This is a genomic window from Sphingomonas sp. PP-CE-3G-477, from assembly GCF_003050745.1.
Taxonomy (GTDB): domain Bacteria; phylum Pseudomonadota; class Alphaproteobacteria; order Sphingomonadales; family Sphingomonadaceae; genus Sphingomonas.
In genome coordinates this window covers 43993-69708 of the sequence record NZ_QAOF01000007.1, presented here as the reverse complement: position 1 = coordinate 69708, position 25716 = coordinate 43993, and the positions used below count along the sequence as shown (strand labels likewise).

The following is a 25716-nucleotide window of genomic DNA, read 5'->3' as shown; positions in this document are numbered from 1 at the left end:
TCATCTCTAGCGGCAAAAGGTCTGCGCAGCCTTTGGCATGAAGCTCATGCTGCCTTCGCGGTGAGTTCGAGACCGAGCGCCTTGAGCGTTCGAATGACCGAGTCGAGCGCAATGTCGGGTTGGGGTGTGGGCTGTTCGGCGATGCCGCGGACGTTGGATATGTCGGCCAGCGCGGCGGCGATCAGTGCGGGGTCGCCGTCTTCGAAGACCGCTTCGAGATAGGCGAGGATTGCGGCATCGCTGTCGAGATGGTCGGTGGCGTTCCAGCCGATTGTTTCAAGGGCCATCAGTTAGACTCCCAAGCCTTGGCGATTTCGCGGGCATGCTGAATATCCGCGCTTTGCCGGGATTTGTCACCTCCCGTCAGCAGCAGAACCAGCGTGGCGCCACGTTGTGCGATATAGATGCGGTAACCGGGGCCATAGTCGATGCGCAGTTCGCCGATACCGCCACCGAGCGATTTGACGTCACCGAACTGGCCGAGTGACAGGCGGCGGATGCGGGCGGCGATGCGAGCCCTGGCGCGTACGTCGCGGAGGTTTGCGAACCAGCGGGTAAAGATTGCCGTCTGGCGGATCTCGATGTGGAGCGGTTCGATCATGGTTCACCGGTCCCGCCGATATTTTCCGCCGGCGGGACCGCGATAACTAAGGCGATCAGCTAGTATGGCACGCAGTCGAACACGTCGCGCAGCCGTTCGATTGCGAATAGGTTTTCTTGGCTTCGGTTACGGCTGATGAACATGATGTGTAATCACCAAGATATTTCTTGTCGCTCGGCAGGTAGCGGCATGATGTCTCGTGGACTTCATGATCGCCGTTCGTCTGCGCCTTGTTGTTCACAGAGTAGCTTGCCATGGTTTTTCCTTGTTAACGATAAAACCGTAACAGATCCACAGCAGGTCAAAGAATTAACATGGTCGGTATTGGACTGATCGGCATGGGCAAAGCCCATGCCGTCGGTCGGCGCTCATAGCGCCGCCGGCCGGTCGCACCGCCGGGGCGGGGTTTAGCTTTCGCTAAACCCTCGCGCGGTGCGACTTACTCCGCCGCAACCGAATCGCTGAACATATCCCGAACCTCACTCAGGTCCACGTTAGCAGCCGGCCCCTTCTTCGCGGTCTGGCGCTTGTCGAACGAGTCCCAGACGTCGTTCCACTGGCCCTTGGTCGCGGCCTTCGAGTATTCGGTGGCGCGCTGTTCGAAGAAGTTGGCGTGCTCGACGCCGTTGAGCATCGGGGCGAGCCAGGGCAGCGGGTGCTCGTCGATCATGTAGATCGGCTTCAGGCCGAGCTGCGTCATGCGCCAGTCGGCGATGAAGCGGATGTACTTCTTGATCTCCTTGGGGGTCATGCCGTTGACCGGGCCCATCTCGAAGGCGAGGTCGATGAAATTGTCCTCGAGGCGGATCGTCGTCTGGCAGACGTCGGCGATGTCGTCTTTCACCGCCTTGGTCAGGCACTGGCGCTCCTGACAGAAGGTGTGGAACATCTTGATGATGCCCTCGCAGTGGAGGCTCTCGTCGCGGATCGACCAGGTGACGATCTGGCCCATGCCCTTCATCTTGTTGAAGCGCGGGAAGTTCATCAGCATCGCGAACGACGCGAACAGCTGGACGCCCTCGGTGAAGCCGCCGAACATGGCCAACGTGCGCGCGATGTCCTCGTCGTTGTCGACGGTGAACTGCTGCATGTAGTCATGCTTTTCCTTCATCTCGGCATATTCGAGGAAGGCGCCGTACTCGCTCTCGGGCATGCCGATGGTGTCGAGCAGATGGCTGTAGGCGGCGATGTGGACCGTCTCCATGTTGCTGAACGAGGTCAGCATCATCTTGATCTCGGTCGGCTTGAACACGCGGCCATACTTTTCGTGGTAGCAATCCTGCACCTCGACATCGGCCTGCGTGAAGAAGCGGAAGATCTGCGTGAGCAGGTTGCGCTCGTGGTCGCTGAGCTTCTGCGCCCAATCGCGGCAATCCTCGCCCAAGGGCACTTCCTCGGGGAGCCAGTGGAGCTGCTGCTGGCGCTTCCAGAACTCGAACGCCCAGGGGTATTCGAACGGCTTGTACTGCTTGGAGGCGTGAAGGAGGGACATGGGATACTCCGGAAGAAATTTGGGAAACTGGGTGAAACGGTAGAATGGAAACTAGAAGCGGCTGGAACTGACCATCACGACGACCACGAAGACGACCGAGGCGATCGGTGCGGCGATCATCAACTGGCGACCGCGCTGACGGATCTTGGCGACGTCCATCGTGCCGGGATTCCAGCCGGGGACGGGCTCGCTGTCGACCTCGGGATCGATGTCGAGCACGCGATCCGAGGACGATCTCGACCAGGGATTGTGATCGAGGCGGCTCCAGTGACGGCCGAGCATGACGTTCGCCATGCAGAGGACGAACACCGCGAGGATCAGGACCAGTGTATTCAGGCTCATGGCGTGTTCAGCGTCATGTCTCGGTGCTCCATTGCCACATCGCGGCGGCGGACATCGCGAGGACGATCGCGCCGGACGTCAGCATGATCCCGATCATCCGAAACGCATAGGTCTGCGGTTCGGTGATGTTCGGTGAGCGCAACCGGAGCAGCATCGCGGTGCCGACGATTCCGAGCACGCCCGCGACCACGAACATGATAGCTGAACCATATGTCATGCGGCGAACTCGCATGACGTGCGTTGAGATGCCGAACCTACCACAGGAGAACGACCATGGTCGATGCAACCAAGATCCAGGAACATGCCGAAGTCATCGGCGCGGACGGCGTCCATGTCGGCACCGTCGACAAGGTCGAAGGCAACCGCATCAAGCTGACCAAGAAGGACTCGGGCGCGCAGGTCGTCGAGGGCACGGGCAGCCATGAAGGGCATCATCACTTCATCTCGCTCGGGCTGGTCGCGGATATCGAGGACGGCAAGGTCCGGCTTTCCGCCAACGCCGACGTGGCGGTGACGTTCGAAGAAGAGGCCTGACGCGAACGCGGTGCGTATCGAACGCGCCGCATAGCCTGCTCGAACCCCGGTCCGCTTCGCGCGGGCCGGGGTTTTTTGCGTCAGGCGCCCCGGTCCGTGGTTCACGGGCCGGGGTCACGCTTGAACGCCGAGAGGCCTTACTGGCAGGCAAGGCACTCATCGTAATCCTTCGACTCGACGTCGATCTGGCGCAGGTCGATGGTGTTGTCCGCCTCGACACCGCCGGCGAAGCCCGCGCGCTGGACCGACTTCGAGCGGAGGTAATAGAGCGACTTGATGCCGAGCTCCCATGCGCGGAAGTGGAGCATGAGCAGATCCCACTTCTCGACGTCGGCGGGGATGAACAGGTTCAGCGACTGCGCCTGGTCGATGTACGGCGTGCGATCGGCGGCGAGTTCGAGCAGCCAGCGCTGGTCGATCTCGAACGACGTCTTGTAGCAGTCCTTTTCCTCGACCGAGAGGAAGTCGAGATGCTGGACCGAGCCACCCTGTTCGAGGATCGAGTTCCACACCGCGTCCGAGTTCTTCGACTTCTCGCTCAGCATCTTTTCGAGATACGGGTTCTTGATCGAGAAGCTGCCCGACAGCGTCTTGTGCGTGTAGATGTTCGCCGGGATCGGCTCGATGCACGCCGACGTGCCGCCGCAGATGATCGAGATCGACGCGGTCGGTGCGATCGCCATCTTGCAGCTGAAGCGCTCCATCGCGCCGACGTCAGCGGCATCGGGGCAGGGGCCGCGCTCGATCGCGAGCTGCATCGAGGCTTCGTTGGCCTGGCTGCTGATGTGCTTGAACATGCGCAGGTTCCACGACTTCGCCATCGCGCCCTCGAACGGGATGCCGCGTGCCTGGAGGAAGCTGTGGAAGCCCATCACGCCGAGACCGACCGAGCGTTCGCGGCCCGCGCTGTAGGCGGCGCGCTCCATGCCGGGTTCGTGGCGGTCGATGTAATCCTGCAGCACGTTGTCGAGGAAGCGCATGACGTCCTCGATCAGGCCCTTCTCGTCCTTCCACTGATCCCAGGTTTCGAGGTTCAGCGACGACAGGCAGCACACGGCCGTACGCTCGTTGCCGAGGTGATCCTTGCCGGTCGGCAGCGTGATCTCCGAGCACAGGTTCGAGGTCGAGACCTTGAGGCCGAGTTCGCGGTGATGCTTTGGCATCGCCTTGTTCACGTGGTCGGCGAAGACGATGTACGGCTCGCCGGTCTGGAGGCGGGTCTCGACGAGCTTTTGGAACAGCGAGCGCGCGTCGACGGTGGCGCGGATCGCCTGGTCCTTCGGCGAGCGGAGGTGCCATTCGTCGCCGTTGCGGACGGCTTCCATGAAGGCGTCGGTGATCAGCACGCCGTGGTGAAGGTTGAGCGCCTTGCGGTTGAAATCGCCCGAGGGTTTGCGGATTTCGAGGAATTCCTCGATCTCAGGGTGCGAGACGTCGAGATACACGGCGGCCGAACCGCGGCGCAGCGAGCCCTGCGAGATTGCGAGCGTCAGCGAATCCATGACGCGGACGAACGGGATGATGCCGCTGGTCTTGCCGTTGAGGCCGACCGGCTCGCCGATGCCGCGGACGTTGCCCCAATAGGTGCCGATGCCGCCGCCGCGCGAGGCGAGCCAGACATTCTCGTTCCAGGTGTCGACGATACCGCCGAGGCTGTCGGGGACCGAGTTGAGATAGCACGAGATCGGCAGGCCGCGACCGGTGCCGCCGTTCGAGAGAACGGGCGTGGCGGGCATGAACCAGAGCTTCGAGATCGCGTCGTAAAGGCGCTGCGCGTGGCCGGCGTCATCGGCATAGGCCGACGCGACGCGGACGAACAGGTCCTGGTAGCTCTCGCCCGGGAGCAGATAACGATCTCGGAGCGTGTCCTTGCCGAATTCGGTCAGCAGCGCGTCGCGGCTGTGATCGACCTCGACCGGGTAGATCTGCGCGCGCACGGAGTGGCTGTCCTGCGCCTGGCGCGGCGCCTTGGGGGCCTCGGCGGCGGGCGTTGCAGTGGTCTGTTCGGCGGTGACTTGGTCGATCGTGTCTGTGGTCATGTCGCTATCCCGGCTGCTGTCTCTGAAATCCATCGAAACCGCTCCTAGTGTTCTGTATTCGTTCGAATCGGCGTCATGTCGCCATGCTACCATCGGACGGCCCCTAACGGGAGAACAAAAGGTGATCATCGCGGCGGTGGAAGGCGCGCATATGATCGGTTCGCATAGGGCCATGCGAGGGATGTTCTACCAGCGATTGGGTCCGCCCCCGAACGCAACCCCAAGAGATTGTGCCAAAGCGCGGAGAGACGCAAGGGGGTGCGGGGGTGGTCGGGGGCTCGGTTCGTCGCGTTCGCATGCGGCTTGGCCGGGCGGGATATTCGCGACGCGTGGACTTCTGCGGGGTTCGTGAAGCGCAAGGGGGCGAAGCGGGAACGAAAAATTATTTAAGGGCGGAAGGTGGCAAATGTTGCTTCAAGCGGAGCAGGTAGGAGTAGGCACTGGATATGGGGGGGGCGCTCTAGTTCCCCCGCGAAGGCGGGGGCCCAGGAACCACGAACGTCGCCCTACTTGATTCCTGGACCCCCGCCTTCGCGGGGGAACGGTGGTGATGCGAAGGTAACCTCAAATCGCCCCACCCCGGCGAAGGCCGGGGCCCAGTTGGGGGGCGTTGCTAACTCAGCGCGGCGCGTCGTTACTGCGACCTTTCCAACTGGGCCCCGGCCTTCGCCGGGGTGGTGATTGGCGGGAATGGCGGCGATTGGTTGGCGCGCCCGGTCCGCCTCAGCCCTCGATCATCGTCCGAATCTGCGTCGCCAGCGCTTCCATCGCAAACGGCTTGGTGATCATCGACATGCCCGGCTCAAGGAAGCCTGACGCCAGCGCTGCATTCTCCGCATAGCCCGTCATGAACAGTACGCGCAGGTCGGGACGCAACGCGCGGCCTGCATCTGCGACCTGGCGACCGTTCAGGCCGGGCAGGCCGATGTCGGTGACGAGCAGGTCGACGCGCTCCATCGTGCGCAGGCGCTCAAGTCCGGCAGGGCCGTCATGCGCCTCGATCGCCTGATAGCCCAATTCGCCCAGCACCTCGACGATCAGCGCGCGGACGACCGAATCGTCCTCGACTACCAGCACGATCTCGCCAGCATCGGTGACATGCTCCTGCGTCAGGCCGGGCAGCGCCTCGTCCTGCTCCGCTTCGCCGTAATGGCGCGGCAGATACAGCTTGATCGTCGTGCCCTGGCCAAGCTCGCTATAGATCCTCGCATAGCCCTCGGACTGGCGCGCGAAACCGTAGATCATCGACAGGCCGAGCCCGGTCCCCTGGCCGATCGGCTTGGTCGTGAAGAACGGCTCGAACGCCTTGGCGATGGTGTCGGCGGACATGCCGGTGCCGGTATCGGACACGCAGATGCACACGTAATGGCCGGGCCGGACGTCGCGCTGGCTGGCGGCGAAATGATCGTCGAGATGCGCGTTGCACGTCTCGATCGTGAGCTTGCCCCCATGCGGCATCGCGTCGCGCGCATTGATGACGAGGTTGAGCAGCGAATTCTCGAGCTGGTTGGGATCGCACAATGTCGTCCACAAACCACCGGCGAGCACCATTTCGAGTTCGATCTGCTCACCAGTGGTGCGGCGGAGCAGGTCTTCGAGCGAGGCGACCAGCGGGTTGACCTTGACCGGGCGTGGATCGAGCGGCTGGCGGCGCGAGAACGCCAGCAGGCGGTGGGTCAGCGAGGCGGCGCGGTTGGCGGCAGTGGTCGCGCCGGTGATGAAGCGATCGAGTTCGCTTACCCGGCCTTGCGCGACGCGACGCTGGACGATCTCCAGGCTGCCGGTGATGCCCTGGAGCAGATTGTTGAAATCGTGCGCGATGCCGCCGGTGAGCTGGCCGACCGCCTCCATCTTCTGCGCCTGGCGTAACGCTTCCTGCGCTTCGATCAGTTCCTGCGTGCGGTCGCGGACGCGCTGTTCGAGGTCGGCGTTGAGCGATTGCAGGTCGCGTTCGAGCGTCTTGCGATCGGTGACGTCTGCGCCCTCGACGAACACGCCGACGACCGCGCCGGTCGCGTCGCGGATCGGCTGGTAGACGAAATCGACATAGCGGTCGTCGATCGGACCACCGGGTTCGGCCTGGACCGCATACAGCATCCCGCGCGCGGTGAAGGCGTCGCCGCCCGTGAACACGCCGTCGAGCAGGTCGAGGAACCCTTGTTCGACCGCATCGGGCAAGGCATCGGCGACGGTGCGGCCCAGCACTTCGCGGTGGCCGATCAGCTTGTCGTAGCCGGGGTTGGTCAGCTCGAACCGGTGCTCGGGCCCGCGCAACATCGCCATGAAGGTCGGCGCCTGCGCGAACATCTGGCTCATCCGCTCGCGCTCGTCGCGCAGCGCGCGTTCGGTCACGACGCGCTCGGTGCTTTCGTAGGTCGAGCAGAACATGCCCGCGATCGCGCCGCTCTCGTCGCGCACGGGCGAGTAGGAGAAGGTGAACCAGGCGTGCTCGTCATAGCCCTTGCGGTCGGTGACGAGCGGCAGATTCTCGAAGAACGACGCTTCGCCCGCCAGCGCCTTGTCGACCAGGGGGCTGATATCGCTCCAGACATCCGCCCATACGTCCGCAAACCGCTGGCCGAGCGCCTGCGGGTGCTTGTCGTGCATGATGCGCGCGTAATGGTCGTTATAGAGGAAGCCGAGTTCCGGGCCCCAGGCGAGGCACATCGCGAATTCCGAGGCGAGCATCAGCGAGACGATCGAACGGAGCGACTGCGGCCAGTGCTCGATCGGCCCCAGCGGCGACGACGACCAGTCATGCACGCGGATCATCTCGGCCATCTCGCCGCCACCGGTCAGGAAATCGGCCTCGGCCGTTTGTGTGGTCATCTCAAATTCCTGCCGGGTCGCACGCCGGGCCGAATTTTACTCCGGTGCACGTTCGATACGGGGACGCGTCGTGCGTTTCTACCGGTTCGCGGGCAGGTCGGCGGGTCATCGGCACAGTTCGTCCGCCAATCGGGTCAGGCTGTCGACGCTATGGTCCCAATCCTGCGCGGCGTCCGCGTCGGGTGCCGGGCGGCCGCCATATTCGTGCGGGCGGTCGACATAGGCGGTTTGCAGGCCAGCGCCGCGCGCTGCGGCGAGGTCGCTGTGGTGCGCGGCAACGAGGCAGAGTTCGCCAGGCGCAATGCCGAGAAACCGCGCGGTGGCGAGGTAGGATTCGGGGAGCGGCTTGTAGACGCGGCTGACTTCCGCCCCGAGGATCGCGTCCCAAGGCAGGCCGGCGCGGCGCGCCATCTCCAGCATCAGCGCGATGTTGCCGTTGCTGAGCGTGACGATCGGGTAGCGGGCCTTGAGGCGGGTGAGACCCTCGACCGAGTCGGGCCAGGGATCGAGCCGGTGCCAGGCGTGAGTCAGGTCGACGAGCGTGGCCTCATCCAGCGCGGCGGGGTCGATGCCGTGGTGACGGAGCAGGTCTTCGAGTGCTTCGCGGTGAAGGGTGTCGAGAATGACGAACGGTCGCCGTCCGCTACGGACCTCTTCGAGTGCCGGCTGATAGCGTTTGCGCCAGCCGTCGGCGAAGGCGTGCGGGTCGATATCGGTGCGGCCGAGGCCGGCGAGGACCGGGGCGGCGTCGCGCGCGATGCCCGAGCGCCAGTCGACGACCGTTCCGAACACGTCGAAGGCCAAGGCTCTGATCGGGAGGCGGTTTACCATGATGGAGAGACGGCGGGCGACGGCGGTTGGTTCCCGCTAAAAGCCGATCCGGCTGGCACGGAAGGACGGTTCCATCGCTCAGCCCGCGCGACGAAGACGCGTTCCCTGGCCCTGGTTCAGGCTATCGAGGTCGAACGCCTCGTGGAACTCGATCCCTGCTTTGCCGCCGCGCGCCCAGCGGACGCGGGCCGCGACCATCTGGTCCTCGAGCAGTTCGATCTGCATCTCGACGCCGTCGGGATTGCCCTTGATCCGCAGCCCGTCGAGCATCGCTCCCGATGTCGAAATGTCGCGGATCCTGACGTCGCCGCGGACGCCGTCCATCATGATGCGCGCCGAGCGCAACATCTTGGTGCGCGGCGCGCGGCTCACCTTGAAGCCGCTGGCGGTGGCGGTGGCATCCTCGACCCCCAGTTGCAGCAACGCCTCGTCCGCGCGGACCGGGCGACCATAGACATAGCCCTGGATATGGCTGCACCCGAGGTCGCGGACCAGATCGATCTCGTCCTGCACCTCGACCCCCTCGGCGGTCGTCTCCATGCCGAGCGTGTCGGCGAGCGTGACGATCGCCTTGATGATCGCGGCGTTGCGGTTGCCGGGTTCGGCGGCGCCTTTGACGAACGACTGGTCGATCTTGATCTTGTCGAACGGTGCGTTGCGCAGATAGCCGAGCGACGAATAGCCGGTGCCGAAATCGTCGAGCGCAAGCCGGACGCCGATCGTCTTCAGCGCCCTGAACATCCGCTCCGACGACGCCGTCTCGTCGAGAAACACGCCTTCGGTGATCTCCAGTTCCAGCCGGCCCGGTGCGATCCCCGATTGCGCCAGCGCGCTGGTGACGAGCGCGGGCAGCGCCGGATTGGCGAACTGGATCGGCGACACGTTGACCGCGACGCGGACGGTGCCGGGCCAGCGCGCCGCCTCCATGCACGCGGTGCGCAACACCCATTCCCCGATCGCCTCGATCAGCCCGCATTCCTCGGCGACCGGGATGAAATCGGCAGGCGAGACGAGCCCGCGCGTCGGGTGGAACCACCGGATCAGTGCTTCGTAGCCGACGATCCGCGTCGTCTTCGTGCTGACGACGGGTTGATAGCAGAGGTGGAATGCGCCCTGCGATACCGCGGCGCGCAGATCGTCTTCGAGCAGTTTGCGCGTCCGTGCGCCGGTCAGCATGTCGTCCGAATAGAATCGGGCTACGCCGCGGCCGTCGGCCTTGGCGGCGTAGAGCGCGAGATCGGCGTTGCGGACGAGCGTTTCCGATGTGTCGCCGTCCTCGGGTGCGATGGCGATGCCGATCGAGCAGCCGATCGTGACCGAGGCGCCGTTGATGAAATAGGGCTCCGAGAGCGACGCGATCACCTCACGCGCGAGCGCGCCGAGCGTGGTGCGATTGTCGATTCCAGGCAGCACCACCTTGAATTCGTCGCCACCCAATCGCCCGACCAGCCCCGCATCGGCGATGCCACGCTGGAGCCGCTGTGCGACCTGTTGCAGCAGCGCGTCGCCGGCCTGGTGGCCGAGCGTATCGTTGACCGCCTTGAACCGATCGAGATCCATCAGGAACAGCGACGTGGCCCGGTACGGCCCGGTGTTCTGCGCAAGCGTCTTGTCGAGCGACAGCCGCATCCGCTGGCGGTTGGCCAGCCCGGTGAGGCCGTCGAACAACGCGAGGCGCGTGATCTCCGCCTCGGACCGGCGTTGTTCCGTCAGGTCGCTGCCCGAGCCGATGAAGCCCTGGAACCGACCGAGATCGTCGACGACCGGACGGCCGGAGATCGACCACCAGCGCTCGACGGCGCCCTCGGTCGCGGCGCAGACCGAATAGTCGGAAAACGACGTGCGCGACGCGATGTGGAACGCCAGCGTCCGCTCGGTGCCGGGCGTATCGCTGTCCATCCGGAACAGGTCGATCAGCGGCTGTCCCACGGCCGTATCCGCCAGGCCCAGGTCTTCGGCGACCTTGGCGGACAGATGGGTGACGCGGCCCTGGCGATCGGCTTCCCAGAACCAGCCGGTGCCATAGCTCTCGAATTCGGCGATCATCCTGATCGCGAGCCGTCCTTCGCCGGCCGCTTCGGTGCGGCCGAGTTCCATCTCGTGATCGATCCGCGCGAGTTGCCGGGTCGCGAGCACGAGGCAGCCGAGGAACAGGAGTGCGACTCCGAGAGGCACGCCGACACCGGCCAGGATCGCCAGCATCAGCACGATCCCGATACCCAGGCCGAGCGTCGCGGCGCGGACGGCATGGACCCCGACCGCGGTGACGATGAGCGCGCCCGTCGCTGCGGCGAAACACCCGAGCTGCAACGGGCCGGCCGGCAGATGGGCAACGGTCCAGAGCATCGACAGCAACACCGCCGAGGTCGATGCGACGAGGAGCATCAGAATGCGGTTGCGCTGATAGGCTGGCCACCGGCGCAGCCTCGGCAGCCGCAACAGGCTGAAAATCGCGGAGGATACTGAGCCGAGGATCGCGGCATGGATCCCGATGACCGGCACGAGCACACCGAGGCCGGCCGCGGACGGCGCGACGAAACCTATGAGGATCAGCAGCGCGCAGGCGAGCGCCTGCGCCGCGAAGGTGAGCGGCCATACCGCGGCGGCCTGGTCGAGCTTTCGGCCAAGCATCGCGGCGATCTGTTCACGCGTTTCCTCGCCCAGTCCGAACACGGCGGGAATGGGCAGTCGATCGCGCGCGCGGCGATCGGCAACGGGGAGGGGCGCGTACATCCACCCATTCTGGCTTGAATAGGTTTCGGATATGGTAAGATGCGAAGCGCCGACGCCTCAGTTCGTCTCGGACCTCGGAGCGCCGCTCATCGTCACCGCTTGCGGTCCGCCTGCGGTGGCCTCCAGCGTCGAGTCACCGCCCAGCACCCGGTAGAGCGTCACGCGGTTGCTCGCGCCGACGAGCTGCGTCGCGACGAGGTTACGCTGCGCGGTGTAGAGCGAGCGTTGCGCGTCGAGCGAGTTGAGGAAGGTGTCGATCCCGCCGCGATAGCGCGCGTCGGACAGGCGGTAGGTGTCCAGCGCCGCTTCGGAGAAGTTCTGGTTTGCCTTGAGCTGATCGGCGATCGTCCCCTGACGCGCGAGCGCGTCGGCGGTTTCCTGGAACGCGGTCTGGATCGTCTTCTCGTAGGTCGCGAGCGCGGCGTCGCGTTGCGCCTTCGAATAGGCGACGCCGGCGATCCCGGCGCCGGCGCGGAAGATCGGGTAGCTGACCGAGGGCGCGACCGAATAGTTGAACGCGCCGCCGCTGAACAGCGAGGTGAGCGACGTGCTGGCGAACCCGAGGATGCCGGTCAGCGAGATCTTCGGGAACAGTTCCGCGCGGGCCGCGCCGATCTCGGCGTTCGTGGCGCGGAGCTGGTATTCGGACTCGACGACGTCCGGACGGCGCAGGAGGATGCTGCTGTCGAGCCCGGCCGGCAGCGTGGCGACGGTCGGCAGCGCCTGTTCGATCGAGGCGGGCAGGAGTGCCGCGTCTACCGGCGCGCCGACGAGGAGTTGCAACGCGTTGATGTCCTGCGCGAGCGCGGTGAGTTGCTGCGCGAGGTCGGACTGCGCGGTGAACAGGATCTGCTGTGCCTGGCGGAGATCGGTGCGTGGGGCGACGCCGCCGCGCAGCCGCGCGTTGGTCAGCGTGACGCTGCGCTGCGAACTCGTGACTGTGTCCTGCGCGATCTTGAGCAGGCTCTGGTCCGACGCGTAGGTCAGCCATGCATCGGCGATGTCGCCGACGAGCGTGAGGCGGGTGGCGCGCGCGGCGGCTTCGGTGGCGAAATAGCGATCGAGTGCCGCGCTGGTCAGCGAGCGGATGCGGCCGAACAGGTCGAGTTCGAACGCGGTCGTGCCGAGGTCGACCGAGAAGGCGCTGTTCGAGCTCGACGAGCTGACTACCGATCCGGTGCCGGTGCCGGTGCCGGTGCCTGTTCCGCCCGTGCCTGTACCGGTCCCGGTTCCGGTGCCCGTTCCGGTCCCGCCTGTTCCCGTACCGCCCGTTCCGCTCGTAACGGTGTTGCTGGTGCCGTTGCCGCCGCCCGAATAGGTGTAGCGGCCGCTGGCATCGACCTGCGGCAACAGCTCGGCGCGCTGGATGCGGTACTGCGCGCGGGTCGACGCGATGTTGGCGGCGGCGACGCGGAGATCGCGGTTATTGGCGAGCGCCTGGACGATGATCTGCTGGAGCCGCGGGTCCTTGAAGACGTCGCGATAGGTGATCGCGGGAAGCGTCGCCTCGGACTGGCGCAGATACGCGTTGCCGACCGGAAGCGACGGCGGCACGGGGAGTTCGGTTCGCGCGTATTTCGGCGCGAGCGAGCAGCCAGCGAGCGCGGTCGAGGCGGCGAGGATCAGGACTAGCGAGCGCATCATGCGGGCTCCGGCCGGTGAGGGCCCTGTGGTTCGGGTGGGCCCAATGGTTCGTTGTGATCACCATCGGATCCATGGCCATCATGGCCCTGGAAGCCGGTCGGTTTGCCACGCAGCTTGGCGATGCTGTCGCGCGCGCCGCGGCGGACGAGGACGAAGAACAGCGGGATGTAGAAGATCGCGAGGATCGTCGCGGTCAGCATGCCGCCGACCACTGCCGTCCCGATCGCGATACGGCTGTTCGCGCCCGCACCTGTCGACAGCGCCAAGGGCAACACGCCGAGGATGAACGCGAACGACGTCATCAGGATCGGGCGCAACCGGATCTTCGCCGCTGACAGTGCCGCCTCGATGACGCGCTTGCCCTTTTTCTCCTCCTGCTCGGCGAACTCTATCATCAGGATCGCGTTCTTCGCGGCCAGCCCCATCGTCGTCAGCAGGCCGATCTGGAGATAGACGTCGTTGATGAGCCCACGCAGCGTCACCGCGAGGATCGCGCCGACGAGGCCCAATGGGATCACGAGCAGCACCGCGATCGGGATCGACCAGCTCTCGTACAGCGCGGCGAGGCACAGGAACACGACCAGCAGCGACAGGCCGTAGAGGATCGGTGCCTGACCCGAGGACAGGCGTTCCTGATACGACAGGCCCGACCATGCGACCGAGGTGCCGGGGATCTGGCCGGCAAGCTCGGCGATCCGGTTCATCGCATCGCCCGAGCTGACGCCGGCCGCGCCAGAGCCCTGGATTTCGTACGAGGCGATACCGTTGAAGCGCGACAGCGTGGTCGGTGCCTGGCCCCAGCTGGTTTTCGCGAACGACGAGAACGGTGCCATCTGGCCGTTCGATCCACGGACGAACCACTGGCTCAGGTCCGACGGCTGCGCGCGGAACTGCGCGTCGCCCTGGACATAGACGCGCTTCACACGGCCGCGGTCGATGAAGTCGTTGACGTACTGACCACCCCAGGCGGTCGACAGCGTCGAGTTCACGTTCGCCTGCGTGAGGCCGAGCGTGGACAGCTTCTGCTGGTCGGCATCGACGCGCAACGTGGCGACGTCGGGCAGTTCGGTCAGGCGGATCGCGGTCAGCGACGGGTCGGCGCGGGCGAGCGCAAGCAGCTTGTCGCGCGCGGCGTTGAACTCGACCTGGCTGAGCCCGCCGGCGTTCTGCAACTCCATCGTGAAGCCGTTCGACGAACCGAGACCGCGGACCGCTGGTGGCACGAGCGAATAAACCTGCGCGTCACGGAAACCGGCGAAGGCCTTCGACGCGCGACCGGTGATCGCTTCGGCGGTGTTCTCCTTGCCGTGGCGGTCTTCCCACGGTGCGAACGAGACGAAACCCTGGCCCGTATTCTGGCCGCTCGCACCGCCGCCGCCGCCACCGCTGACGGTGAACATCGTGCGGACGTTGGCCTTTTCGTTGGTGAAGTAATATTGCTCGATCTGCTTTTGCAGCGCGAAGGTGCGACCTTGCGTGGCGCCGGCGGGAAGCTGGAACTGGACGATGCCCGAGCCCTGGTCCTCGGTCGGCAGGAAGCCTGTCGGCAGCCGCAGGAACAGCACCGCGAGCACCGCGACGATCACTGCGTAGATCAGCAGGAACAGCCACTTGCGGTCGATCACCGACTGCACGGCACTGGTGTATTTCTGCGTGCCCTTCTCGAACCCGCTGTTGAACTTGTCGCCAGCGCGCGTGAAAAAGTGCGCGACCTTGGGGAATTTACGTTCGCCCCAGCTCTTCTCGGTGTTGCCGTCCGCGTCCTTCTTCTTCTGCTTGAGCAGCGTCGCGGTGAGGGCGGGGGAGAGGATCAGCGCGACCAGCACCGACAGGACCATCGCCGACACCATCGTCAGCGAGAACTGGCGGTAGATCACGCCGGTCGAGCCGCCAAAGAACGCCATCGGCAGGAACACCGCCGACAGCACCAGCGCGATCGCGACCAGTGCGACGGTGATCTCGTTCATCGATTCGATCGTCGCCTCCCGAGGCGTCATCTCGGGATTTTCTTCCATCAGGCGCTCGACGTTCTCGACCACGACGATCGCGTCGTCGACCAGCAGGCCAATCGCGAGCACGAGCCCGAACAGCGTCAACGTGTTGATCGAGAAGCCGGCGAGATAGAATACGCCGAACGTGCCGAGCAGCACGACCGGGACCGCGATCGTCGGGATCAGCGTCGCGCGCCAGCTTTGCAGGAACACGAACATGACGATGACGACGAGGATGACGGCCTCGATCAGCGTCTTGACGACCTCGTCGATCGACAGCTTGATGAAGTCGGTGGTGTCGTTGGCGTAGGCGAATTTGAGGCCCGGCGGGAAGCTCTTGGCGGACTTGGCGACGAACGCCTTGACCAGCTCGGCGGTCTTGAGCGCGTCGGCGCCCGGCGCTAGCAGCACCGCGATACCGGCGCCGGGATGCGCGTTGACGCGGCTGCGCGCGTTGTAGTTCTCCGCGCCCAGCTCGATCCGGGCGACGTCGCGCAGCTTGACCACTGCGCTGTCGTTGGTGGTCTTCAAGATGATGTTGGCGAACTGCTCGGGCGTCTGGAGGCGCGACTGCGCGGTCACGGTCGCGTTGAGCATCTGCGTGTCGGGCTGGGGCTGGCCACCGAGTTCGCCGGCGGCGACTTCGGTGTTCTGCGCCTGGATCGCGGTCGTCACGTCGCTCGGGATCAGCTGGTAGCTGGCGAGCTTGTTCGGGTTCAGCCAGATCCGCATCGCGTATTGCGCGCCGAAGACGTTGCTGTCGCCGATCCCGGGAATACGGCCGAGCGGGTCCTGCAGATTCGAGACCAGATAGTCCGAGACGTCCTGGTTGGTCAGCTTGTCGGTCTCGTCATAGACGCCGACGATCAGAAGATTGTCCGGGTTCGATTTTCGGACGACGAGGCCCTGCTGCTGGACCTGCGTGGGGAGGCGGGACAGCGTCTGCTGGACCTGGTTCTGGACCTGGACCTGCGCGATGTCGGGATCGGTGCCCTTCTCGAACGTCACGGTGATCGTCACCGAGCCGCGCGACGACGAGGACGAGCTGAAATAGATCAGCCCGTCGATGCCGGTCAGCGATTGCTCGACGACCTGCGTGACGCTGTTCTGGATGGTCTGCGCGTTGGCACCCGGGAAGGTCGCGCGGACGGTCACCTGCGGCGGTGCGACGTCGGGGTATTGCGCGATCGGCAGGCTCATGATCGCGCCGATGCCGCCAAGCATCACGATGATCGCGAGCACCCAGGCGAAGATCGGGCGATCGATGAAGACACGGGACAACATAAGGGCTTAGCCGGCCTTTTTCTGGCTGGAGTCGCCGTTTGAAGAGTCATCCTTGGGCGCTTCGATCTTCTGCACGGTGTTTTCCGGCACCGGCTTCACGCGCTGGTTCGGGGCGATCTTCGACAGGCCCTGCGTGATGATCCTGTCGCCGGGGTTGAGCCCGCTGGTGACCACCCAGAACGCACCCTGCGTACGGTCCGCCTTGATCTTCTTCTGGACCGCCTTGTTGTTCGCATCGATGACATAGACCGTCGCATTGCCCTTCGCGTCGCGCGACACGCCCGCCTGCGGCACGAGGAACGCGCGCTGGTTGATCGCCTGCGCGAACTTGGCCTGGACGAACATGCCGGGGAGCAGCAGGCCCTGCGGATTGGGGAAGCGCGCGCGCAGCGTCACGGTGCCGGTCTCGGTGTTGACCAGCGCTTCGGCGAACTCGACCGTGCCGGTCGCGCCGTATTCGCTGCCGTCCTCGAGCGTCAGGCGGACTTCGGCACGGGTGGCGACGATGCCATTCTGGCCGAGCGAACGGCGCAGCGCGAGTAGGTCTCCGGAGGATTGCTGGATGTCGACGAACATCGGATCGAGTCGCTGGATCTGCGCGAGCGGATCGGCCTGCGTCGCCGAGACGAGCGCGCCGACGGTGAACAGCGAGCGGCCGATGCGCCCGGTGATCGGTGCGGGGACGGTGGTGAACTTGAGGTTGATCTGCGCGGTCTCGAGCGCGGCGCGGGTCTGCGCGACCGAGGCTGTCGCCTGGCGCGAGGTGGCGACCGCGTTGGTGTAATCCTGCTTGCTGATCGCTTCCATCTCGGCGAGCGGCTTGTAACGCTGCGCGAGGATGGTCTGTGCCTGCTGGTTGGCGCGCGCGCTCTGGAGGTTGGCCTGCGCCTCGTTGGCGGCGGCGCGGTAGAGGCGCGGGTCGATCTCGTAGAGCGGCTGGCCCTTCTTGACGAGCGTGCCCTCGGTGAAGAAGCGGCGGCGGATGATGCCGGTGACCTGGGGGCGGACGTCCGAGCTTTCGAACGCAGTGGTGCGGCCGCTGAGTTCGGTGGTCATCGCGACGCTGGTCGGCTGGACGACGACATAACCGACGGTCGGTGTGCCTTGGCCCGGTTGGCCGCCGCGGCCGGCCTTGCCTTGCGCCTTGTCGTCGCCGCCGGAGCAGGCCGCGAGTGCCAGTGCGGGCACCAGCAGAATGGCGCACCGCCGCGCAGAAATTCGTGTGGCTATCAAGTTTGGTAATCCGCGATCATGTGTTGGTCGGGCTAAACCACGAGGATGTACCAGAAGTATGTCAGTTGAAAAGCAGGGGTGAAAAATAGGGAAGAAAGAGTAACCTGTTTGATTGGTTGGGGGTGTTTTTCGCGTTCGTTGCGCTTCGATGGAGAACAAGGAGGAGTGCGCTCCTGCAATCCCATGCATCACCCAGGATGAACATCGCACCACCCCGGCGGAGGCCGGGGCCCAGTTGGGTGACGGTGCTAACGGAGCGCGGTCCGTCGTTACTGCGACCTTTTCAACTGGGCCCCGGCCTTCGCCGGGGTGGTGCTTGTTGTGCGAGTCCTCCAAACCAAAATCTCGCGGGTGCGTTGAGCGGTGGTTGCCGGAACGAGCCCGGCATGAGGGAAGGGTGGGCTGATGGCTTCGATCGACGACGACAAGAAGGCTGCGGCGGTCGCTGCCGTGGCGGAAGTTCGGGACGGAATGCTGGTTGGGCTGGGGACTGGCTCGACTGCGGCATTCGCGATCCAGGCGCTCGGCGATCGTGTCGCTCAAGGTCTGCAAATCCACGCCGTCGTTACATCGGACGCTTCCGGCAAACTTGCCCGCGAACTCGGCATCGAGATCCTCGACTTCGCCACCATCGCCCATGTCGACCTGACGATCGACGGCGCGGACGAGATCGACTCGCGGTGTTTCGCCATCAAGGGCGCAGGCGGGGCGATGCTGCGGGAGAAGATCGTCGCCGCAAGCTCGGCACGGATGGTCGTGATCGCCGACGGCTCCAAGCGCGTCGACCGGATCGGCGCGGCCAAGCTGCCAGTCGAGGTGCTCCCCTTCGCCAGCGCCTACGTCATGCGCGTGCTCACCGACATCGGCGCTGCCCCGATCATCCGCGACAACTACCGGACGGACCAAGGCAATCTCGTCATCGACTGCCACTTCGCCACCCTCGACGCCCCCCGCGCAACCGCCGCCACGCTTGCCGCGATCCCCGGCATTCTCGGCCACGGGCTGTTCCTCGACGAGGTCGATGCCGCGTATATTGCCACCGATGGCGTCGTTACGCGACTGGAACGGACGGGTGCATCCGACTAAAGGCATCCTATGTTGGCAACCAGATCGGATGCGCGGCGTTCGGTCACCGTCTAGAGCGAGGCTTCTTCCATGACCGATACCGCAACCGCCCCCACCAAGGCGGACCCTATGCTGCACGAGGACGGCTCCCCCGAGCGTCTGGCGATCGATACCATCCGCACGCTGTCGATGGACGCCGTGCAGAAGGCCAATTCGGGCCACCCCGGCACGCCGATGGCCCTTGCGCCGGTCGGCTACACGCTCTGGTCGAAGTTCCTGCGCTACGATCCCAAGCACGCCGACTGGCCCAACCGCGACCGTTTCGTGCTGTCGGTCGGCCATGCGTCGATGCTGCTCTATTCGCTGATCCACCTCGCCAAGATCGAAGAGATCGACGCGGACGGTAACAAGACCGGCAAGGAGGCCGTCAGCCTCGCCGATATCGAGCAGTTCCGCCAGCTGTCGTCGAAGACGCCGGGTCACCCGGAATACCGTCACACGACGGGCGTCGAGACCACCACGGGGCCGCTCGGCCAGGGTTGCGGCAATTCGGTCGGCATGGCGATCGCCGAGCGCTGGCTCGCCGCGCGCTACAACAAGGACGGCTTCACGCTGTTCGACCATGACGTCTACACGATCTGTGGCGACGGCGACATGATGGAGGGCGTTTCGGCCGAGGCAGCGAGCCTCGCCGGGCATCTGAAGCTCAGCAACCTGTGCTGGATCTACGACAGCAACCATATCTCGATCGAGGGCGCGACCGATCTGGCGTTCGACGAGGATGTCGGCCTTCGTTTCGACGCCTATGGCTGGAATGTCATCCATATCGACGACGCGAACGACACCGCCGCGTTGAGCCGTGCGATCGAGACGTTCAAGGCGACCAACGACAAGCCGACCTTCATCGTCGTGCACTCGGTGATCGGTTACGGCAGCCCCAAGGCGGGCAGCGAGAAGGCGCACGGCGAGCCGCTCGGCGAAGAGAATATCCGCCTCACCAAGCAGGCGTACGGCTGGCCCGAGGACAAGTCGTTCTACGTGCCCGACGGCGTGATCGAGCATTTCAACGGTGCGATCGCCGAGCGTGGTGCCAAGTTGCGCGACGAGTGGGTCGCGCTGACCGACAAGTATCGCGGTGCCTATCCCGAGCTGTCCGCCGAACTGGACCTGTTGCTCAAGGATGAGCTGCCCGAGGGCTGGGATGCCGACATCCCGACGTTCGAGGCGGATGCCAAGGGCGTCGCCAGCCGCGATTCGGGCGGCAAGGTGCTCAATGCGATCGCGGCGAAGGTGCCGTGGCTGATCGGTGGTTCGGCCGATCTCGCGCCGTCGACCAAGACCGACATCAAGGGCCAGCCCTCGTTCGAGGCGGAAAATTACGCCGGTCGGAACTTCCATTTCGGCATCCGCGAACACGGCATGGGCGCGATCGTCAACGGCATGGCGCTGTCGCATCTGCGCTCCTACGGCTCCACCTTCCTGGTGTTCGCCGACTACATGCGCGCGCCGGTGCGCCTGTCCGCGATCATGGAAGTCGGCGCGATCTGGGTATTCACGCACGACTCGATCGGTGTCGGCGAGGACGGCCCGACGCACCAGCCGATCGAGCATCTCGCCACGTTGCGTGCGATCCCCGGTCTCGACACGATCCGTCCGAGCGACGCGAACGAAGTCGTCGCCGCATGGAAGGCGGTCCTGAAGGACGCCAGCACGCCCGCCGCGCTGATCATGTCGCGCCAGGCCCTGCCGACGCTCGACCGGACTAAATATGCGAGTGCCGACGGGCTCGAAAAGGGCGGCTACGTCCTCGCGGATAGCGACTTCACGCCTGACGTGATCCTGATCGCGACCGGCAGCGAAGTGTCGCTGGTCGTCGAGGCGCACGAGAAGCTGACGGCGGACGGCGTGAAGAGCCGGGTCGTGTCGATGCCGAGCTGGTATCGCTACGAACTGCAGGACGCCGCGTATAAGGAAAGCGTGTTGCCGCGCGAAGTGCGCGCGCGCGTTGCGGTCGAGATGGCCGGGTCGATCGGTTGGGACCGCTATGTCGGGCTCGACGGCGCGACCGTGACGATGTCGACCTTCGGGGCTTCGGCACCGCTCGCGAAGCTACAGGACAAGTTCGGGTTCACCGTCGACAATGTCGTCAAGGTCGCCCGCCAAGTGATGGAGACCAAGTGATGGGTGCGCTCAACGATCTCGAAGGCTTCGGCCAGGCGGTATGGCTCGATTTCGTCGACCGGAAGTTCCTGGAGGCCGGTGGTCTCCAGAAGCTGGTCGACGAGGACGGCCTGACCGGCGTCACGTCGAACCCGTCGATCTTCGAAAAGGCGATGGGTCACGGCGATGCCTATGACTCGACGCTCGCCGAATACGACAAGCAGCATGCCGGCGCGGCGACGATCGACCGCTACGAGCATCTGGCGATCCAGGACATCAAGGCGGCGGCGGAGACGTTGAAGCCGGTCTATGACAAGCTCGACGCGAAGGACGGTTATGTCAGCCTGGAAGTGTCGCCGTATATCTCGGACGACACCGACGCGACGATCGCCGAGGCGAAGAAGCTGTGGGCGGCGGTGGATCGGCCGAACCTGATGATCAAGATCCCTGGGACGCTCGCGGGCGGTCCGGCGATCTCGTCGACGATCGCCAGCGGCATCAACGTCAACGTTACGCTGTTGTTCGCGCTCGACGCGTACATTCGCGTTGCCGAGGCCTATGCGGCGGGACTCGAGGAGCGCGTCAAGCAGGGGCAGCCGATCGACAAGATCGCCAGCGTTGCGAGCTTCTTCGTCAGCCGGATCGATTCGTCGATCGACAAGGAGATCGATGCGCGTCTGGAGAAGGGCGATGCCGAGGCCGAGGCGCTGAAGGCGGTCCGTGGCAAGGTCGCGATCGCCAACGCGAAGATGGCGTATCAATGGTATCTCGACTTCCTGAAGTCGGATCGCTGGCAGGCGCTGGCCGCCAAGGGTGCGCAGCCGCAGCGTCTGCTGTGGGCGTCGACCGGCGTGAAGGATCCGAGCTATCCCGATACGCTCTACATCGACACGCTGATCGGCAAGGATACGGTCAACACGATGCCGCCGAAGACGATGGACGCGTTCCGCGACCACGGCACTGCGGCGGAGACGATCACGGAGGACGTCGAGGGCGCGAAGCATACGCTGGCCGAAGCCGAGCGGCTGGGCCTCGACCTGAACGGCGTGACCGGCAAGCTGGTCGAGGAGGGCGTGGCGTCGTTCGTGAAGGCGTTCGACGACCTGCTCGGCTCGATCGCCAAGAAGCAGCCCGCAACGGCGTAAACGTCTGCTCCCTCTCCCCGTTGGGGAGAGGGCTGGGTGAGGGGCGACGCGAGCGCTGCCCTCCCCAACTGCCCCTCACCCCAACCCTCTCCCCGGCGGGGAGAGGGGGTAAGCAAGGAATTCCCCATGAAGATCGGACTGATCGGCCTCGGCCGGATGGGCGGCAACATCGCGCGCCGGTTGATGAAGAACGGCCACGAAGTCGTCGCGTTCGACCGCGATGCCGAAGCCGTGAAGAAGCTCGCCGCCGACGGCGCGATCGGGGCGGACTCGCTCGACGACATGCACGCCAAGCTCGACACCCCGGCGATCTGGTGGGTCATGGTCCCCGCGGGCGAGCCGACCGAGAGCACCGTCCAGGCGATCGCCGCGAAGTCGAACTCGGGCGATATCATCATCGACGGCGGCAACAGCTTCTACAAGGACGACGTCCGCCGCGCGAAGGAACTGGCCGAGAAGGGCATCCACTATGTCGACGTCGGCACGTCGGGCGGCGTGTGGGGCCTCGAGCGCGGCTATTGCATGATGATCGGCGGCGACAAGGAAACGGTCGACCTGCTCGATCCGATCTTCGAGACGCTGGCGCCGGGCATGGGAACGATCGTCCGCACGCCGGGCCGCATCGAGGGCCAGGCCGATCCGCGCGCCGAGAAGGGCTATATCCACGCAGGCCCCTCGGGTGCCGGGCACTTCGTCAAGATGGTGCATAACGGCATCGAATACGGCCTGATGCAGGCCTATGCCGAGGGCTTCGACATCCTCAAGGGCAAGTCGGGCGAGCATGTCGTCGAGGAGGAGCGCTTCGACATCAACCTGACCGACGTCGCCGAAGTCTGGCGTCGCGGCAGCGTGATCTCGTCGTGGCTGCTCGACCTGTCGGCGATCGCGCTGGCGAAGGACGGCAAGCTCGAAGGCTTCAGCGGGAGCGTCGCGGACTCGGGCGAGGGCCAGTGGACGATCGACGCGGCAATGGAGGAGAAGGTGCCCGCCAACGTGCTGAGCGCCGCGCTGTATGCGCGCTATCGCAGCCGCGTGGACCATACGTTCGGCGACAAGCTGTTGTCGGCGATGCGCTATGGCTTTGGCGGTCATGTCGAGATGCCGCAGTGAGCGCCGACATGAATGGTGCGATCAAGCTGCTGGTCTCCGATGTCGACGGCACGCTCGTCGACAAGGAAAAGAAGGTGACGCCCGCGACTGTCGATGCGGTCAAGCGCCTGAAGGCGGCGGGTCTTGGCTTCACGATCATCAGCGCGCGGCCGCGGTCGGGGATGATGCCGATCGCGGACCTGCTCGGCATCGACGAGCCGATGGGCGCGTTCAACGGCGGGATCGTGTTCAAGCGCGACGGCACCGTGATCGAGCACCACATGATCGACATCGATGTTGTCCGCGGCGCGATGGAGATCATCGGTGACGCGCCGGTCGACACGTGGTTCTTCGCAGGCGACGTCTGGTATGCCAGCACCGACCAGGGCGGGCATGTTGGCAGCGAGAAGAAAGCCTCCGCGCAGGACCCGGTGATCGTCTCCGACTTCACCGACCTGCTAGCCAAGGCCGACAAGGTGACGTTCGTCAGCGATGACGAGGATCTGTTGCGCGACCTGCATGCAAAGGTCGCCGCCAAGTTCGATACGCAGGCGACGATCGTCCAGTCGCAGACCTATTACCTCGACATCACGCCTGTCGCCGGCAACAAGGGCAGCGGGATCGAGGAACTGGCGGACGCGTTCGGGATCTCGCTGACCGAGACCGCGGCGATCGGCGATCAGGCCAACGACATCGCGATGCTCAAGCGCGCCAAGCTGGCGATTGCGATGGGCAACGCGCCACAGACTGTCCGTGACGTCGCGCACGAGATTACCAGCGCGAACGATGCCGATGGCGTCGCGTACGCGATCGATACGTTTATCCTTACTGGAGTTTCCGCATGAAAGAGTTGGTTGCCTTCGACCTTGATGGAACGCTGGCCGAGAGCAAGCAGCCCCTGCAGGAGCCGATGGGCGAGGCGCTGGCGAACCTGCTCGACGTCGCGCATGTCGCGGTGATCTCGGGCGGCGACTGGCCGCAGTTCGAAAAGCAGGTCGCGTCGCGCCTGCCCGAGCGCGCGGATCGCACCAAGCTGTGGCTGATGCCGACGACCGGCACCAAGCTGTACCGGTTCGATGGCGAATGGCGCGCGGTGTATGCCGAGCTGTTCGAGGACGACGAGAAGCAGAAGATCTTGCACGCGTTCGACGAGTCGTTGGAAGCCACTGGTTTCGTGCCGGAGCAGACTTGGGGCGAGCGGATCGAGGATCGCGGGAGCCAGATCACGTTCTCCGCACTCGGACAGGAAGCGCCGATCGATGCGAAGCACAGCTGGGATCCGGACTTCGCCAAGCGCAAGGTCATCCAGGCGGATCTGCAGAAGCGCCTGCCGGGGCTGTCGATCAACATGGGCGGGGCGACCTCGATCGACATCACGCGTGAGGGTGTCGACAAGGCCTACGGCTTGAAGAAGCTCAACGAGGCGAGCGGGATCGCGCTCGACAAGATGATGTTCATCGGCGACGCGATCTTTCCGGGTGGGAATGATTATCCGGCGGAGCAGCTTGGGCTGGACGTCGTGAAGGTGAAGAACGTCGACGGGACGCTGGCGGCGATCGCTGGAATCGTCGCGTGTCTGAAGTAAGGTCATGAGTGTCGCGTTTCGTCGCGAGAGTGACGAGGAACATCTCGAGCCGAAGTTCGAACAGCCGATCGCGCCGGGGCCTAATCTGGTCACGGCGCGCGGGCTTCGGTTGCTCGGCGAGCGGGTGGTCGCGATCGAGGCTGCGGTTGCTGCAGAGACGGATGAGGAAGCGCGGAAGCTGCTGCTGCGCGACCTGCGCTATTGGCTCACGCGCCAGACGACCGCCGAACTCGCGCCTTCGCCGGAGGATGATGAAGTCGGGATCGGATCGCGCGTTCGTGTTCGGATGAACGGCGCTGAGCGCGTAATTGCGATTGTGGGTGGTGACGAGGCTGAGCCGGGCGAGGACCGGCTGGCGTTCTCGGCACCGCTGGCGCGTGCACTGATGGGCGCGGCGGTTGGCGAGACGGTCGCGTTCGCGGACAAGGCGGACGCGATCGAGGTTCTGGCGATCGACAAGGATGACGGCTGATGGCTGAAGCGAAATTCGAACGGCATCGTCAGGCGTGGACGCAGGACGAGATCCAGAAGCTGCATACGCTGGCGAAGAAGGGCATGGCGTTGAAGGCGATCGCCAAGGCGCTGACTCGGAGTGAGGAGTCGGTGAAGGTTCGGGCTAAGGAAGACTCGTTGAATATCGCCAAGCTGCGGTAGGTTGGGAGCCAGAAGCCCTCTCCCCTCCGGGGAGAGGGTTGGGTGAGGGGCTGTTCCTGGCGACGCACTGCTTGGCGGCCCCTCACCCCGACCCTCTCCCCGGAGGGGAGAGGGAGCAGAAGGGGGCGGGCGTTCAGTCCGCTATGATGCACGGTGCCATCGGAGATTGTCGCTCTTTCACAAGCCACCATCTCAGGTGCCGCCACCCCGGCGAAGGCCGGGGCCCAGTTGGAAAGGTTGCAGTAACGAGGCGCAACTTGCGCCACTGCCGTCCCCCAACTGGGCCCCGGCCTTCGCCGGGGTGGTGCTATCTGGCACATTAGTCTCGTAGACTTACGAACGCCTCACCACCTATGTGGCACACTCCGAACACGCTACAGCGACCACCCCTTGTCTCCCGCGAAGGCGGGAGCCCAGTCTGGGTCCCCGCCTTCGCGGGGAAACATTCTTGACTAGCGGCTCGCG

Annotated in this window: 21 protein-coding genes; 9 read left to right on the top strand and 12 right to left on the bottom strand. The window is 65.1% G+C overall.

Annotated features, from left to right (window positions below):
• Positions 1-44 precede the first annotated feature (44 nt).
• From C8J45_RS14035 to C8J45_RS14010, 5 genes are all read right to left on the bottom strand, one after another.
• Positions 45-287, bottom strand: a complete 243-nt coding sequence (locus C8J45_RS14035; RefSeq protein ID WP_056055113.1) for a hypothetical protein — start codon at positions 285-287, stop codon at positions 45-47.
• On the bottom strand, positions 287-601 hold the full coding sequence (locus C8J45_RS14030) for a type II toxin-antitoxin system RelE/ParE family toxin (protein WP_107963772.1): 315 nt from the start codon (positions 599-601) through the stop codon (positions 287-289). Before C8J45_RS14030 ends, C8J45_RS14035 begins: the two co-directional genes overlap by 1 nt.
• A 439-nt stretch (positions 602-1040) precedes the next feature.
• Entirely contained in the window at positions 1041-2093 is a 1053-nt protein-coding gene (locus tag C8J45_RS14020) for a ribonucleotide-diphosphate reductase subunit beta (protein ID WP_056060836.1), read from the bottom strand.
• 51 nt (positions 2094-2144) lie between these two features.
• The gene (locus C8J45_RS14015; RefSeq protein WP_107963770.1) at positions 2145-2435 is read right to left on the bottom strand and encodes a hypothetical protein; all 291 of its coding nucleotides are present in this window, start codon (positions 2433-2435) and stop codon (positions 2145-2147) included.
• A gap of 13 nt (positions 2436-2448) precedes the next feature.
• Positions 2449-2652, bottom strand: a complete 204-nt coding sequence (locus C8J45_RS14010) for a hypothetical protein (protein ID WP_107963769.1) — start codon at positions 2650-2652, stop codon at positions 2449-2451.
• A gap of 56 nt (positions 2653-2708) precedes the next feature.
• Here C8J45_RS14010 and C8J45_RS14005 point away from each other — a divergent pair, with 56 nt between their 5' ends.
• Entirely contained in the window at positions 2709-2969 is a 261-nt protein-coding gene (locus C8J45_RS14005; RefSeq protein ID WP_056055125.1) for a DUF2171 domain-containing protein, read from the top strand.
• A 137-nt stretch (positions 2970-3106) separates the two neighbouring features.
• On the opposite strand, the gene C8J45_RS14000 is transcribed toward C8J45_RS14005, so the two are convergent.
• The 7 genes from C8J45_RS14000 to C8J45_RS13970 form a co-directional block, all read right to left on the bottom strand.
• A complete protein-coding gene (locus C8J45_RS14000) occupies positions 3107-5041 on the bottom strand; it encodes a ribonucleoside-diphosphate reductase subunit alpha (RefSeq protein ID WP_107963768.1) in 1935 nt (644 codons plus the stop codon).
• A gap of 690 nt (positions 5042-5731) precedes the next feature.
• On the bottom strand, positions 5732-7837 hold the full coding sequence (locus C8J45_RS13995) for a PAS domain-containing sensor histidine kinase (protein ID WP_219907386.1): 2106 nt from the start codon (positions 7835-7837) through the stop codon (positions 5732-5734).
• Positions 7838-7942: 105 nt separating this feature from the next.
• Entirely contained in the window at positions 7943-8668 is a 726-nt protein-coding gene (locus C8J45_RS13990; protein WP_107963767.1) for a haloacid dehalogenase type II, read from the bottom strand.
• Between the two features lie 78 nt (positions 8669-8746).
• A complete protein-coding gene (locus C8J45_RS13985) occupies positions 8747-11401 on the bottom strand; it encodes an EAL domain-containing protein (RefSeq protein ID WP_258191462.1) in 2655 nt (884 codons plus the stop codon).
• 57 nt (positions 11402-11458) lie between these two features.
• Positions 11459-13045, bottom strand: coding sequence for an efflux transporter outer membrane subunit (locus tag C8J45_RS13980; protein WP_107963766.1), 1587 nt, complete (start codon positions 13043-13045; stop codon positions 11459-11461).
• Entirely contained in the window at positions 13042-16320 is a 3279-nt protein-coding gene (locus C8J45_RS13975) for an efflux RND transporter permease subunit (protein ID WP_107963765.1), read from the bottom strand. The genes C8J45_RS13980 and C8J45_RS13975 overlap by 4 nt, the downstream gene beginning before the upstream one ends.
• 6 nt (positions 16321-16326) lie before the next feature.
• Complete coding sequence (locus tag C8J45_RS13970; RefSeq protein ID WP_258191461.1) at positions 16327-17553, bottom strand: efflux RND transporter periplasmic adaptor subunit; 1227 nt, start codon at positions 17551-17553, stop codon at positions 16327-16329.
• Between the two features lie 405 nt (positions 17554-17958).
• Here C8J45_RS13970 and rpiA point away from each other — a divergent pair, with 405 nt between their 5' ends.
• The 8 genes from rpiA to C8J45_RS13930 all read left to right on the top strand — a co-directional run bounded on the left by rpiA (position 17959) and on the right by C8J45_RS13930 (position 25251).
• Entirely contained in the window at positions 17959-18639 is a 681-nt protein-coding gene (rpiA, locus tag C8J45_RS13965; RefSeq protein ID WP_107963763.1) for a ribose-5-phosphate isomerase RpiA, read from the top strand.
• Between the two features lie 69 nt (positions 18640-18708).
• Positions 18709-20799 carry a transketolase gene (gene tkt, locus C8J45_RS13960; protein WP_107963762.1) on the top strand — a complete coding sequence of 697 codons (2091 nt, stop codon included), beginning with the start codon at positions 18709-18711 and terminating at the stop codon, positions 20797-20799.
• Entirely contained in the window at positions 20799-21923 is a 1125-nt protein-coding gene (gene tal, locus C8J45_RS13955; RefSeq protein WP_107963761.1) for a transaldolase, read from the top strand. The genes tkt and tal overlap by 1 nt, the downstream gene beginning before the upstream one ends.
• A gap of 126 nt (positions 21924-22049) precedes the next feature.
• Positions 22050-23033 carry a phosphogluconate dehydrogenase (NAD(+)-dependent, decarboxylating) gene (gene gnd, locus C8J45_RS13950; RefSeq protein WP_107963760.1) on the top strand — a complete coding sequence of 328 codons (984 nt, stop codon included), beginning with the start codon at positions 22050-22052 and terminating at the stop codon, positions 23031-23033.
• On the top strand, positions 23030-23857 hold the full coding sequence (locus C8J45_RS13945) for a Cof-type HAD-IIB family hydrolase (RefSeq protein WP_258191460.1): 828 nt from the start codon (positions 23030-23032) through the stop codon (positions 23855-23857). The genes gnd and C8J45_RS13945 overlap by 4 nt, the downstream gene beginning before the upstream one ends.
• Positions 23854-24597, top strand: a complete 744-nt coding sequence (locus C8J45_RS13940) for an HAD-IIB family hydrolase (protein WP_107963759.1) — start codon at positions 23854-23856, stop codon at positions 24595-24597. The genes C8J45_RS13945 and C8J45_RS13940 overlap by 4 nt, the downstream gene beginning before the upstream one ends.
• A 4-nt stretch (positions 24598-24601) precedes the next feature.
• A complete protein-coding gene (locus tag C8J45_RS13935) occupies positions 24602-25069 on the top strand; it encodes a GreA/GreB family elongation factor (RefSeq protein ID WP_107963758.1) in 468 nt (155 codons plus the stop codon).
• Entirely contained in the window at positions 25069-25251 is a 183-nt protein-coding gene (locus tag C8J45_RS13930) for a hypothetical protein (RefSeq protein WP_055881387.1), read from the top strand. The genes C8J45_RS13935 and C8J45_RS13930 overlap by 1 nt, the downstream gene beginning before the upstream one ends.
• Positions 25252-25716 lie beyond the last annotated feature (465 nt).

Excerpts from the sequence above, each read along its gene's own strand:
- C8J45_RS14035 (WP_056055113.1), bottom strand. The coding sequence starts at position 287 with ATGGCCCTTGAAACAATCGGCTGGAACGCCACCGACCATCTCGACAGC.
- C8J45_RS14030 (WP_107963772.1), bottom strand. The coding sequence starts at position 601 with ATGATCGAACCGCTCCACATCGAGATCCGCCAGACGGCAATCTTTACC.
- C8J45_RS14020 (WP_056060836.1), bottom strand. The coding sequence starts at position 2,093 with ATGTCCCTCCTTCACGCCTCCAAGCAGTACAAGCCGTTCGAATACCCC.
- C8J45_RS14015 (WP_107963770.1), bottom strand. The coding sequence starts at position 2,435 with ATGAGCCTGAATACACTGGTCCTGATCCTCGCGGTGTTCGTCCTCTGC.
- C8J45_RS14010 (WP_107963769.1), bottom strand. The coding sequence starts at position 2,652 with ATGACATATGGTTCAGCTATCATGTTCGTGGTCGCGGGCGTGCTCGGA.
- C8J45_RS14005 (WP_056055125.1), top strand. The coding sequence starts at position 2,709 with ATGGTCGATGCAACCAAGATCCAGGAACATGCCGAAGTCATCGGCGCG.
- C8J45_RS14000 (WP_107963768.1), bottom strand. The coding sequence starts at position 5,041 with ATGGATTTCAGAGACAGCAGCCGGGATAGCGACATGACCACAGACACG.
- C8J45_RS13995 (WP_219907386.1), bottom strand. The coding sequence starts at position 7,837 with ATGACCACACAAACGGCCGAGGCCGATTTCCTGACCGGTGGCGGCGAG.
- C8J45_RS13990 (WP_107963767.1), bottom strand. The coding sequence starts at position 8,668 with ATGGTAAACCGCCTCCCGATCAGAGCCTTGGCCTTCGACGTGTTCGGA.
- C8J45_RS13985 (WP_258191462.1), bottom strand. The coding sequence starts at position 11,401 with ATGTACGCGCCCCTCCCCGTTGCCGATCGCCGCGCGCGCGATCGACTG.
- C8J45_RS13980 (WP_107963766.1), bottom strand. The coding sequence starts at position 13,045 with ATGATGCGCTCGCTAGTCCTGATCCTCGCCGCCTCGACCGCGCTCGCT.
- C8J45_RS13975 (WP_107963765.1), bottom strand. The coding sequence starts at position 16,320 with ATGTTGTCCCGTGTCTTCATCGATCGCCCGATCTTCGCCTGGGTGCTC.
- rpiA (WP_107963763.1), top strand. The coding sequence starts at position 17,959 with ATGGCTTCGATCGACGACGACAAGAAGGCTGCGGCGGTCGCTGCCGTG.
- tkt (WP_107963762.1), top strand. The coding sequence starts at position 18,709 with ATGACCGATACCGCAACCGCCCCCACCAAGGCGGACCCTATGCTGCAC.
- tal (WP_107963761.1), top strand. The coding sequence starts at position 20,799 with ATGGGTGCGCTCAACGATCTCGAAGGCTTCGGCCAGGCGGTATGGCTC.
- gnd (WP_107963760.1), top strand. The coding sequence starts at position 22,050 with ATGAAGATCGGACTGATCGGCCTCGGCCGGATGGGCGGCAACATCGCG.
- C8J45_RS13940 (WP_107963759.1), top strand. The coding sequence starts at position 23,854 with ATGAAAGAGTTGGTTGCCTTCGACCTTGATGGAACGCTGGCCGAGAGC.
- C8J45_RS13935 (WP_107963758.1), top strand. The coding sequence starts at position 24,602 with ATGAGTGTCGCGTTTCGTCGCGAGAGTGACGAGGAACATCTCGAGCCG.
- C8J45_RS13930 (WP_055881387.1), top strand. The coding sequence starts at position 25,069 with ATGGCTGAAGCGAAATTCGAACGGCATCGTCAGGCGTGGACGCAGGAC.